At 72.4% G+C, this 12,373-nt stretch carries 7 protein-coding genes; 3 read left to right on the top strand and 4 right to left on the bottom strand.

All coding sequences use genetic code 11. The features are described from left to right. Positions 1-6 precede the first annotated feature (6 nt). The 3 genes from grpE to VM780_RS12200 all read right to left on the bottom strand — a co-directional run bounded on the left by grpE (position 7) and on the right by VM780_RS12200 (position 8,037). Positions 7-687 (bottom strand): nucleotide exchange factor GrpE, encoded by a 681-nt coding sequence (gene grpE, locus VM780_RS12210; RefSeq protein ID WP_414652829.1) that lies wholly within the window; start codon positions 685-687, stop codon positions 7-9. Between the two features lie 100 nt (positions 688-787). After that, positions 788-2,842: a penicillin-binding protein 1C gene (gene pbpC, locus VM780_RS12205; protein ID WP_414652818.1), complete on the bottom strand. Its 2,055-nt coding sequence runs from the start codon at positions 2,840-2,842 to the stop codon at positions 788-790. Next, positions 2,839-8,037 carry an alpha-2-macroglobulin gene (locus VM780_RS12200; protein WP_325447693.1) on the bottom strand — a complete coding sequence of 1,733 codons (5,199 nt, stop codon included), beginning with the start codon at positions 8,035-8,037 and terminating at the stop codon, positions 2,839-2,841. Before VM780_RS12200 ends, pbpC begins: the two co-directional genes overlap by 4 nt. 132 nt (positions 8,038-8,169) lie before the next feature. Between VM780_RS12200 and VM780_RS12195 the strand changes: the two genes are divergently transcribed. The 3 genes from VM780_RS12195 to murA all read left to right on the top strand — a co-directional run bounded on the left by VM780_RS12195 (position 8,170) and on the right by murA (position 11,603). Continuing rightward, positions 8,170-9,984: a hypothetical protein gene (locus tag VM780_RS12195; protein WP_325447691.1), complete on the top strand. Its 1,815-nt coding sequence runs from the start codon at positions 8,170-8,172 to the stop codon at positions 9,982-9,984. Between the two features lie 23 nt (positions 9,985-10,007). Beyond that, positions 10,008-10,190 carry a hypothetical protein gene (locus tag VM780_RS12190; protein ID WP_325447689.1) on the top strand — a complete coding sequence of 61 codons (183 nt, stop codon included), beginning with the start codon at positions 10,008-10,010 and terminating at the stop codon, positions 10,188-10,190. A gap of 123 nt (positions 10,191-10,313) precedes the next feature. Then, complete coding sequence (gene murA / locus VM780_RS12185; RefSeq protein ID WP_325447687.1) at positions 10,314-11,603, top strand: UDP-N-acetylglucosamine 1-carboxyvinyltransferase; 1,290 nt, start codon at positions 10,314-10,316, stop codon at positions 11,601-11,603. Positions 11,604-11,616: 13 nt separating this feature from the next. Here the strand turns inward: murA and VM780_RS12180 are convergent, their stop codons facing one another. Further along, a complete protein-coding gene (locus VM780_RS12180) occupies positions 11,617-12,306 on the bottom strand; it encodes a fumarylacetoacetate hydrolase family protein (RefSeq protein WP_325447685.1) in 690 nt (229 codons plus the stop codon). Positions 12,307-12,373: the final 67 nt, after the last annotated feature.

Raw genomic sequence — 12,373 nt, 5'->3', positions numbered from 1 at the left:
GCCAGCTCAGGCGCGGCGATCGACGCCCGTCGTCTCCGGGGCGGCGGCCTTCGGACCGCCGCGCGCGACGCCCACCATCGCGGGGCGCAGTATGCGGTCGCCGATCACGTAGCCGTCCTGCATGACCTGCACGACGGTGCCAGACGGAACGCTTGGATCGGGCGCCTCGAACACCGCCTCATGATGATGCGGATCGAACGGCTTGCCGCGCGGGTCGAGCTTCTTCACGCCGTTCTTCTCGAGCGCCTTGAGCAGTTCGCGTTCGGTGAGCTCGACGCCTTCGACGAGCGCCGTGAAGACCGGGTCCGCGATCTCCTCGGCGGCGTCTCCGCCGGAGGTTCCCGGGCCGGCCGCCGCGTCCAGCGCGCGTCGCAGATTGTCCGCGACGCCCAGCAGGTCGCGCGCGAAGGAGGACACCGCGTAGCGCTTGGCGTCCTGTACCTCGCGCTCGGTCCGCCGGCGCAAGTTTTCCATCTCCGCGTGCGAGCGCAGCAGCCGGTCGCGCAGGTCGGCGACGGCGGCTTCGAGTTCGGCCGCGCGATCGGAATCAGCGGCCGCCGGGGCGTCCGTCACTTCCGCTTCGACGGTCGCGTCGGCGCGCTGCTCATCGGTTTGCGCCGCGTCGGCGGCTCCGGCGGCCTTCAGATCGTCTGGCGTGGGGTTTCCGGGCGAAGTCGGGTCCGGCATCGCGCGCCCTTCCATTGCGTTCACATCCTGGAGAGGCGTCGGATATCAGTCTGCGAATGACAAAAATCAAGCCGGGAGCGCAGCTCGCCGCGCTGGGGGCTCAGTTCACCCGCACCTGCGCCGAGGCGGTGGCGCCGGTGGCGTCCATCACGGTGACGCGCGAAAAACCGGCGCCGGCGACCGGCCACAGCGTCTCCCGGCGCCGCTCCGGAGCGAGCGGCCGGCCGTCGACGAGCCAGCGGAACGGCGGCGTTCCGCCAGCGGCCTTGAGCGCGAGGCCGGCGCCGGCTTCGACCTCCACCCGCGCGCCATCCGGCGGGAACGCGACCGCAAGCGGCGCGGGCTCGCGCGCGCCGAGCACGGGAGGCGGCGCTCCGGCGGGCCGGAACCGTTGCAGCGGCGCCGGGAGTTCCGCGAGCGTCAGCGCGGCGGGCGGCGCCGGGAGCGGCGCGATCGCTTCCCCGGTGCGGGCGAAGGCGTCGAACAGTATCGGGGCTGCGGCCTCGCGGCCGACGAGGCCGGAGCTTGAGGCGCCGTCGGGGCGCCCGGCCCAGACGGCGATGACGCGGCGGCCGTCGAAGCCGATCGCCCAGGCGTCGCGGTAGCCGTAGGAGGTGCCGGTCTTGAAGGCGAGCCGTCCGCCGAGCGCCGCTTCCGGCGGCGGGCTTTTGAGCAGCGCCTGCGCGACCTGCGCGGCCGCGACCGGGTCGACCAGCCGGCGGCCCGGCGTCGCCGCGTCCGCAGTCTCGCTCGGGTCGCAGGTGAGCGCCACGGTGACGCCGTTCCGCGCGAGCCCGGCGTAAAGCGTCGCGAGGTCGACCAGGCGGACTCCGACGCCGCCGAGCGCCACCGCGAGCCCCGGGGTCTCGCCCGCCGGCAGCGCGACGGCCGCGCCGGCGGCGCGCAACCGGGCCACGAAGCGCGCCGGCCCGACTGCGTCGAGCAGCGCCACCGCGGGGATGTTGAGCGACAGCGCCAGCGCCTCCGCCGCGCTGACTGTCCCGTGGAAGCCTTGGTCGAAGTTGCGCGGCGCGTAGTCGCCGAAGCGCGCCGGCCGGTCCTCGATCAGCGTGGCGGGCGCGGCGACGCCGTTCTCGAACGCCAGCGCATAGATGAAGGGCTTGAGCGCCGAGCCGGGCGAGCGGACCGCGCGCGTCTGATCGAGCGCGCCTGCGCGGGCGGCGTCGAAATAGTCCGCCGAGCCCACAGAGGCTTCGATCGCGCCGGTCGCGACATCGGCCGCCACGATCGCGACGGAAAGTCCGGGGCCGAGCGCCCGGGCGCGATCACGCGCAAGTTCCTCGAGCGAGCGCTGCAGGTCTCGCCTGATGGTGAGCCGAACCACGGCGCCCGCGCCTGCCCGCGCCGCCGCGGCCTCGGCCACATGGGGGGCGAGGTTCGGGAATGCGCGGCGGCCGTCCGGGACGGGCTCGGCAGTGGCGTAAGCCGCCTCGGCGGCCGAGATGACGCCGGCGGCGGCCAAACGCCCCAGCACGCGGTCGCGCGCGGCCTTTGCGGCGGCGCGATCCCGGTCAGGTCGCCGCGCCTCGGGCGCCTGAGGGATCGCCACGAGCAGCGCCGCCTCGGCGGTGGAGAGCCGAGCCGGCTCCTTGCCGAAGAAGGCGAGGCTCGCGGCCCGCACGCCCTCGAGGTTGCCGCCATAGGGCGCCAGCCGCAGATAGAGGTCGAGCACGCCGGGCTTTCCGACCCGGCGCTCGAGCGCGAGCGCCGCTCCGGCCTCGCGCCATTTGCGGGCGAGGGTCCGGGAGCGATCGGGCGTCACAAGCCGCACCACCTGCATCGTGAGCGTCGAGCCGCCCGACACGATCCCGCCCGACCGCGCCGCCTGCCAAGCCGCCCTGAGCGCCGCCAGCGGGTCCACGCCCGGATGCGCGAAGAACCGCTTGTCCTCATAGGCGAGCAGCATCTTCAGAAAGCGCGGGTCCACCTCGGATTGGTCGACCGGCAGCCGCCATGCCCCGTCGGCCGCCGCAAAGGGCCGCAGAAGCCGTCCGTCCCGGTCGAGCACGAGCGTCGAGAGCAGCGCAGCGCGGCCGGGCTCCGGGGGAGGCACGGAGCCCAGGCTGATTCCGGCCGCGCCCGCTCCGGCGAAAGCGAGGAGCGCCGCCGCCGCCGCGAGCCTGCGCAGCTTCACTTCGTGGTCACCTCCACGAACCCGGCGCCGGTGCGGGCGAAGCGCTCGGCGCGGTACATGTCCTCGACCGTCGCGGCCGGCTGCGCATAGCGCCCGGGGGCGACGGCGCGCACCACATAGGCCGCCGTATAGACCGCCGGCCCGTCCGCCTCGCGATCGAACGCAGCGACGAAGCGGTCGTCACGGAACTCGGAATGCGCAGGCTGCGGAGCGTCGCCGAGGAAGGAGAACGCGTCCGAACTCGCGCTGGTGACGAGCGCCGGATTGTCGATCTCGAACCCGGCCGGCAAGCGATCCACGAGCAGCACGCGGCCCGGCCGGGGCTCCGGCTCGGTGACGGTGAGCACCGCGATCAGCCGGGTGTTCTGCGCCACCTTGGAGGGATCCGCCTCGGCCCCTGCCGACGTGTAGAAGCGGCGCTCGAGATGGAAGCCGTTCTCCGCCGGGGGCTCCGGCGTGGCCGGCGCGCCCTTCACGGTCACCACCGCCTCGAGCGGCGTGCGCCCCGCATTGGTGACGGTCGACGCCGCAGCGGCGAGCCGCTCCGGCGGGAAGGTCAGCTCGAGCGCGCCCTTGTGGGGCGCTCCGTCCACCGTGAGCGTCAGGTCGGCGCTCTGGGCCTTGAGCGCGCGCGCGGCGATGAGCAGCCAGGCGTTCTCCTGCGTCGTCAGAATGTCCCGGCCACGCCGCGCGGTAGCGATCCGGCGCAGCGCGGCGGGCGAGGCGAGGGCGTCGATGCGGTTCTCCGCCGCGAGCGCCACGATCCCAGCGCGATCCCTGAGCACCGACCCGAAGTCGTCGCGGGCGGAATCGTCTGGCGGGTTGATCTCGGCCGCCGCGAACGCCTTCTTGGCGCGCGCGAAGTCGCCGGCCTGCGCGAGCGCGGCCCCGATATGCGCGCGGGCGAGGGGACTGGCGAACTCCTCGATCTTCACGTCGGCGAGGTAGCGCAGGTCGCCCAGCAGCGGCCTGCCCTGCTTGGCCAGCACGTAATAGGCGTAGGCGACGTCGCTTTCAGTTGAATCCTGCCGCACGCCGATTGCGTTGCGGAGGTTATCGAGCGCCTGGCTGAAGGCGCGGTCCGGGACCGGCAAGCCCGCGGCCCGCGCGCGGCCGAGCGCGTCCGTGACATAGGCGTCGAGCCAGAGATCGCCGCCCTCCGCCGACCACAGGCCGAACGACCCGTTCGAGTCCTGCCGAGACAGGATTCGGTCGATCATCTCCGCCGCACGCGCCTTCGCGTCTTCGGGCTTGACGCCAGAGAGGCCGAGCTCGTCCCCATAGGCGAGCGCCAGCAACCGGCTCGAGAGCTGCTCCGAGCAGGCGTAAGGATAGCCGTCGAGCGCCAGCTTGAAGGTCGCGGCGTCCAGCATGCCGGGCTTGTTGACGGTCAGCGCCACCGAGCCGGTTCCCGGAACGATGTCCGCCAGCGTGTCGCGCGAGACCGTGACGCTCGCGCCCTCGGCGAGCGCGATGACGTTGCGCCGCGTCACCGGCGCGGCGGCCGGCTTCACATCGAGCGCCAACGCCTGGACGAGCGCGCGGCCGTCCGGCCCCTTCAGCGTCACGTCGATCCGCGCAGGCCCGACGCCGCGCGCCGCGAGCGGGAATTCGAGCGCCCCGCGGGCCTTGGCGGCCAGCGTGAGCTTCTTCGAGGCCGCGGCGGCGGAGAGCGGGCCAGAGACCGCGACGTCGAGCCGATACTCGCCGGCCGGACCCGAGACGTTGTCGAGGTCGAGCCTGAGCCGCGAGGAATCGCCATCGGCCAGGAAGCGCGGCAGAGCGGTCGTGACGACCACCGGATCGGCGACCACCATGTCCTTCGCGGCATGGCCGAGCTTGCCGGCCGACCAGGCGACGGCCATCAGGCGCACCGTGCCGTTGAACGCAGGCAGCTCGATCGGGATCACCGCCTCGCCGCCCGGTCCGACGGAGACGAGCCCGGAGAACAGCGCCAGCGGCGCCTGGGTCGGCGTGTCCTGCAGGCCGCCTGCGCCCGTGTCGTCGCCGCCTGAGCGGATCTTCCCGGCCTTTGCGCCCATGCCGTCGATCAGCTGGCCGTAGAGGTCCCGGATCTCCGCGGCGAGCTTGCGCTGGCCGTAAACCGCTTCGTCCGGCGCCGGCGCCTTGTAGCCGGTCAGGTTGAGGATGCCGACGTCGACGGCCGCGAGCGTGACATAGGCCTTCTCGCCGCCCGTGAGGTTCGTCAGCCTCACAGGCACGTCCAGCGAGCGCCGCGGCTCCGCCTTTTCGGGCGCTTCGATCGCGACCGCGATGGTTCGGTCGGCGGCGTCGATCTGCGCGTGCGCGACGCCGATGGCGCGGCCCGGCATGCGGCTCGCCTTGGCGTCGAGCGGCCGGTGCACGAAGGCCACCACGTAAGCGCCGGGACGCCACGCCTCGGTGACCGGGAAACGCGCCGTCGCGCCCTTTTCCGAGACATCCAGCGTCGTTTGGTCGATCACGCCGGCGGCCACCACCATCACCGTCGCGCGGCCGGCCAAGCGCGAGGCGAGGGTGACGGTCGCAGTCTCCCCCGGCCGGTAGCTCGGCTTGTCGAGCGCCACGTCCATCATGTCGGGCGTGTCGGCCGAGGCGGCGGCGAAGAAGCCGGCGTCGAAGGCCACACTGGTCGCCGGCCCCTGCGGATCGGGGCTCGTCACCTCAAGGCGATAGCGCCCATAGGCGACCTTGGACTCCACCCGCGCCGCCCCGTCGGCCGCGACGTCGAGCTTGCCGTCGGCGATGCGGCGGACGCGGTTCACGGTCTCGAAATTCCAGCGCCCGTTCGTCGCGTACCACTGGTAGCTGGTCTCGATGCGAACGAGCTGCCAGGTCAGGCCCTGAGCCGCCGCGCCCTTGCCGTCCGCCCCGACGACGCGGACGTCGAAGCGCGCAGTCTCGCCGTCGCCCACCCGCTCGTCGAACAGCGGCTTGATTCCGATGCGCGGGCCGGAGGCTGCGACCGGCAGCGTCAGCTTGCGTTCGAGCGTCCGCCCGGAAGGCTCGGCGAGCCGCAGCGCGACCTCGGCCTCCAGCGGGCGGGTCGCCTCCGGCAGGGGCGGCTCGGCCACACGGACCGTCGCGCGGCCCTGGGCGTCGGTGCGGCCGAGGCCGTCGATCGGCGTGCGTTGCGGCGCGACGACCTCGTCGGAGAGCCCGAAGCGGTAGCCCTCGAAACCCGGCAGCCCGCCGTCGCGGACACGCAGCGTGACGTCGCCTTCGAGCGCGAGATCGGCCGCCGGCGCGCCATAGAGCCAGCGGCCGTCGACCGTCACGGTCGCCCCTGCCGCGCCGAGCTCGGGCGACTTCGACTCGAGCCTGAGATCAAGCCGCTCCGGCACATAGTCGGCGACCAGGAAGCTGGTCGCCCCGATCGGCTCGCCCTTGGTCTCGGCCAGCGCCTCGACCCGCCACGTCCCTTCCATCGCCTGATCGACCAGCGGCACGTCGAGCGTGCGCCCGCCCGCGCCCGCGTCGGAGGTCACGACGCGGCGATCCTCGACGCCGTCGGGGCGCTTGACGACGAGCGTCAGCGGAAGGCCATCGACGCCGGCGCCCTTGTCGTCGCGCAGAAGGGCCGTGAGATGCACGGTCTCCTTCGGGCGGTAGACGCCGCGCTCGGCGAAGAGCTGAGCGTCGAGCGGGCCGGGGGCCTCGCGGCCGCCGACGCCGCGGTCCGAAAGGTCGAAGCCGGCGCGGGTCAGGTCGAGGAAGCCGTAATCGTCCTTGGCCGAGGCGACCAGCACCGCCGGCGCCTCCCCGCCGGTTCCGCGCGTGAGGCCGGGCTCGAACGTCGCGAAGCCGTCGGCGTCGGTCGTCCGGGTCGCCAGCACCTCGTTGTCGCGGGCGACAAGCTTGAGCTCGACGCCTTGGAGCGGCGCGGCGCTCGCCAGCGAGCGGGCGAAAGCCTTGACGCCGTCTGAGCCCGAGACGGCCGTGAGGCCGAGATCGGAGACCACGAACCACTGCGTCGCCTGCGCGTCCCAGGGCTCCGGCTCGACCGCATTTTCGGGTCGGGCGGCCATCACATAGACGCCCGGCGAAAGCTTCGGCGCAGCTTCGGAGATGGGGAAGGCGGTGACGACGTCGAGGTTCTGCTGGCGCTCGACCAGGAGCTCGCCGCTGTACACCGAGGCGGCGGCGTCCTCCCTCAGCCTGTCGAGATCGGAGGCGTTGAGCTGCTTCTGGAACTCGCCGGACACCACCGACTGGGCGAGGCTTCGGTCGCCGATGCGGAAAATCTCGACCCGCACGGCGTCGACATTGGTCGACGCCACCGGAATGCCCTGCTGGCCGGTCGAGGGCAGCACGTAATTGCGCCCGGTGAACCGCACCGACGGGGCGCGGTCGCGAACATAGATGTGGAAGTCCTTCGCCGCGGCGAGCGGCTCGTCGACATCCGACGGCAGGCCGGCCCGGACCGTCAGGTCATAGGTCTCGCCGTGCTTCAGGCCGTCGACGCAGAGCTGCTGGCCCTCGGCCGTGACCGCGGGGGCGTCGACGCCCTTGACCGCGACGTAGGGCGCGAAATCCACCCGGCCTTTGGCGAGATCCTCGGAAAACTGCACGCAGGCGCGCGGCGCAGCGGCGTCGGAATCGACCGAATAGTCGACGACCCGGAAGCCGTGCTCGGCCCTCATCGCCTCATAGGCGTTGCGCGCGTCCGCGCTGTCGGCGAGCGCGAGGCTCGCCTTGTAGGCGTCGAGCGCCGGCCGCCAGTCCTCTCGCGCCGCGAAGGCGTTGGCCAGCACCGCGAGCGCGCGGGCGCGGCTCTTCGGATCGCCGGCGAGCTGGTAAGCCCGCCAGCCGGCCCCGACCGCCTGCTCGCGCAGGCTCTCCTTCTCGGAATAATCGTCAGTTTCGACCCGCGTGAGCGCGACCGAGAGATTGCGCCACGCCTGCTCGTTGTTCACGTCCTTGCCGGCCGCGAGCGCCATCGTCACCGCGGCCTCGCGCCAGCTGCCGGCGCGGATCTGGGCCACGCCCTGCTTGATCAGCTCCGCGACGGGCCGGGCGTCGGACTGCGCCTCGCGCTTGAGGCGCGCCTCGAGCTTCAGAGCGCTCTGGTTGGCGCCTCCGTTCTGGAAGGGCTTGGCGGGCTCGGCCCCGGACGGTCCGCAGGAGAGCGCCAGCGCCAGCGTTGCGGAAGCGGCGGCTTTGGCGATCCAGCCAACGAGAGCGCGCGCGGTCATCTCGATCCCCCGACCTCTGTTGAGCTACGATAGACCTGCGGCGGTCGCCGCGAAATGACGTTCCGCGATTCACCGGTTCCTAAGGCGCGCCATGCGATCACGCTTGATCGGGGTCACCCTGGGGCGACTGGAATGGCGATGACGCACGCGGCTGCGGGTTCGGCGATCCTTGCGCCTGCGCAGTCCCGGCCCCTGTTCGAGGGCGCCGGCGTCCGGCTCATCGTCTTCATCTGGGCGATGTTTTCGATCGCGACCGCCCTGAACGCCTATCCGACCGTCATTGACCAGCTGTCGACCGACGACGCGATGCGGCTCGCGGAGGTCAGGGACCTGCTCGCCGGCCAAGGCTGGTTCGACCTCGCGCAGCATCGGCTGAACCCGCCGGACGGCGTGATCATGCACTGGTCGCGCGTCATCGACCTGCCGATCGCGCTGATCCTCGCGGCGTTCGAGCGCCTGTTCGCGCCCGATCTCGCGCTCAAGGCGACGCTGATCGTCTGGCCGCTCCTTCTCCTGCTGCCGGCTCTGCTCGCCGTGGCGTCCGCCGCGCGCAGCCTCGGCGGCCCGCAGGCCGCGGCGCTCGGCGCGTTCATGATCGTGATGTCGCCGGGGGTGACGGTTCGCTTCGCGCCCGCCGCTCTCGACCACCATGGCGCGCAGCTTGCTCTGGCGCTCGGCCTGCTCGCCTGCGCCCTGAAGATCGACCGCTCTGCGCGCGCCGCAGCCGGGGCTGGGCTCTGCGCGGCCGTGATGATGGCGATCGGCATGGAGACGGCGCCGCATGTCGCCGCCTGCGCGGCGCTGATCGCGCTCCGCTGGGCGATCACCGGCAAGGAGGACGTGGCGCGCGGAGCGCGGGTGTTCGGGCTCGTCTTTGCGGCCGGAGTCGTCGCCATCGCGCTCGCGACGCTTTCGCCGGCAAGCTGGAGCGCGCCGGTTTGCGACACGCTCGGGCGCGGGCATCTTGCAGTCGCGCTCGCCGGTGGGCTTGGGCTCGCTTTCGCCGCCTCTTTCGTGCGCGGAGGCGTGGCGCAGCGGCTCGCAGCCCTGGGGGCGCTCGGCGTCGCGGCGTTCGGCGCCCTGATGGCGGCTGCGCCGAACTGCCTCGCCTCTCCCTATGGCGCGCTGCCGGAGAAGCTGAAGACGGACTGGCTCGCCAATGTCCAGGAGGCGCAGAACATCGTCTCGGCCGCGATCCTCGGTCCGACCTCCATGCTCGCTGTCGGCCCGGCGCTGGTGGCGCTGATCCTGATCATGGGCTGGGCCGTCTGGTCGGCGCGATCGGCCCCGAGCGACGCGCGCTGGCGGGTCTGGACCGTCGCCGCGATGTTCGGCGCCGCGCTTGCCGTGACGGTCTGGCAGATCCGCGGCGCGAGCCTCGCCTTCGCGCTCGGCGCTCCGCTGCTGCCGCTGCCGGTGCTGGCGGCCGCCCGCAGCGGCGGCCGCGCGCGCGCCATCCTCGCCCTCATCGTCTTCGCGCCCGTGACGTCGACCATCATCGGTCTGCAGGTCGCCGGAGCGGTCGGCCTGCCGTCGATCGAGAACCAGCGGATGTCCTTCACGGGCTGCCCGATGGCGGATTATCGCGCGCTTCGGCGACTGCCGGCCGGTCTGGCGTTGAACACGATCGACACGGGCCCGTTCATCCTCGCCTTTTCGCCGCTCGCGGTCGTGGGCGCGCCCTACCACCGCAATGTCGACGGGCTGATGGCCGAGCTCGAGGCCTTCCAGGGCAGCGACGAGACGGCGCGCGCGGTGGCGCTGTCCCGCCGGGCGGAGTATGTCGTCGTGTGCTCGGTCGACGGCGGCGCCCGCTCGAACGCCAAGGCGCATCCGGACGGTTTTTCGGCGATGCTGTTGTCCGGCCAGCCGCCGGCCTGGCTGCAGCCGGTCGATCTCGGGCCGGACGCCAAGCTGCGGGCCTTCAAGGTCATGGCCGGGCGCTGAACGCGCGAAGATTGAGACGTCGCATGCCGGATTCCGATTCGCCCTCCGCCAAGACACGTCCCGGCCGCGGGGCCGATGCGGCGGCCCGCGAGGCGGAGCGGCGCGAGCGACTGGCTGCGGCGCTGCGTCAGAACCTCAAGAAACGCAAGGCTTCCGACCGGGCGAAGCGCGAGGATCCGGACCCGCAGGGCGGCTCCGCGGCCTGAGCGGACCGCGCTGCGTTGTGCCTCCGGCGCGCATAAGCTAGACCGCGGGGTCCGCAGCCGCTCGTCGGCCGCAGGAAACCGGCCGCGTCTGACTGGTCGTCGCGCCGCCCCCGAGGAGGCTCCATGGACCGCATCCGCATCGTCGGCGGCGCGCCGCTGTTCGGCCGCATCCCGATCTCAGGCGCGAAGAACGCGGCTCTGCCGTTGATGATCGCGAGCCTGCTGACGCCCGAGACATTGACGCTCGAGAACGTGCCGCGGCTCGCTGACGTCGCGCTCCTCAAGCGGATCCTCGGCAATCACGGCGTCGAGGTCACGGTCGAGGGCAAGCGCCCGGCGCAGGACGAGTTCACCGGCGATACGGTGCGCCTCACGGCGCGCGAGATCGTCGACACCACCGCGCCCTATGACCTCGTCTCCCGTATGCGCGCGAGCTTCTGGGTGCTCGGCCCGCTGCTGGCGCGCATGGGCGAGGCCAAGGTCTCGCTGCCGGGCGGCTGCGCGATCGGCACCCGGCCGGTCGACTTCTTCCTGTCCGGCCTCCGGTCGCTCGGCGCCGAGATCGAGATCGACCGCGGCTATGTAATCGCGAAAGCCCCCAAGGGCCTCATCGGCGGCCGCGTCGAGTTCCCCAAGGTTTCGGTGGGCGCGACCCACGTCGTGCTGATGGCCGCGGCGCTGGCGCGCGGCGAGACCGTCATCGAGAACGCGGCGCGCGAGCCCGAGATCGTCGACCTGGCAGACTGCCTGATCAAGATGGGCGCGAGGATCGAAGGCGCCGGCGGCTCGGTCATCCGCATCGAGGGCGTCACGTCGCTGGGCGCGGCGCGCCACCGTGTGCTGCCCGACCGGATCGAGACGGGCACCTATGCGATCGCCGTCGCGATGGCCGGCGGCGACGTCGTGCTGGAGGGGGCGCGGCACGATCTGCTGGAGTCGGCCTTCGACGTGCTGGTCGAGGCCGGAGCGGAGATCTCGACCACCAATGACGGCGTGCGGGTCGCCCGCAACGGCCACGGCGTCGCTCCGGTGCGGGTGACGACCGCGCCGTTCCCTGGGTTTCCGACGGACCTGCAGGCGCAGCTGATGGCGCTCACCGCCCGCGCCAAGGGCTCCTCCTCGATCACCGAGACGATCTTCGAGAACCGGTTCATGCACGTGCAGGAGCTCGTCAGGCTCGGCGCCAAGATTCACCTCGACGGCGACACCGCCGTCATTGAGGGCGTCGAGAAGCTGACCGGCGCGCCCGTGATGGCGACCGACCTGAGAGCCTCGGTCTCGCTGGTGATCGCGGGTCTTGCCGCCGAGGGCGAGACGATCGTCAACCGCGTCTACCATCTCGACCGCGGCTTCGAGCGGCTCGAGGCGAAGCTTTCGCGCTGCGGCGCGACGATCGAGCGGCTGTCGAGCTAGCCGCGCCCTCTTCTCAGACGACCGTCACGCGCAACTCGCCCACGCCCTCGACCGCGCCGTGGAGCGCGTCGCCGCGCGCGACCGGGCCGACGCCCGCCGGCGTGCCGGTGAAGATCAGGTCGCCGGGCGCGAGTTCGAACAGGCGCGACAGATAGGCGATCATCTCCGGGACGGTCCAGATCAGCTGGTCGAGATCGCCCGTCTGGCGGCGCGCGCCGTTGACGTCGAGCGTCACCGCCCCCTTCGTCGGGTGGCCGATCTCGGCCGCGCGGGCGAGCGATCCGCAAGGCGCCGCATGGTCGAACGCCTTCCCGACCTCCCATGGGCGCGCAAGCTTCTTGGCCTCGGCCTGCAGGTCGCGCCGGGTGAAGTCGATCCCGACGCCGTAGCCGAAGACGAGATCGAGCGCCGCGGCCTCAGGGACGTCTCGGCCGCCTTTCTCCAGCGCCACCACCATCTCGACCTCGTGGTGCACGTCCGAGGTCGCGGTCGGGTAGGGGAAGGTCCCGCCGTCCGGCAACAGCGCGTCCGGCGTCTTCATGAAGAAGAACGGCGGCCCGCGGTTCGGGTCGTGGCCCATCTCGATCGCATGCGCGGCGTAGTTCCGGCCGACGCAATAGACCCGCCGCGCCGGAAACAGCATGGACGTCCCGCGCACCGCGACGGCGGGCTGTTGGGGCGGCGGAAATGCGTAGGACGGCATGATCTGGGCTCCCGAATCCGGCCGCACAATGCGGCGGCCGCGGCGGGCCGCAAAGCCATGATCTTCG

This window comes from Hansschlegelia sp., from assembly GCF_035538955.1.
Lineage (GTDB): Bacteria > Pseudomonadota > Alphaproteobacteria > Rhizobiales > Methylopilaceae > Methylopila.
Note: the sequence above shows the minus strand (reverse complement) of the source record. Positions and strands in the feature narration are given on the sequence as shown.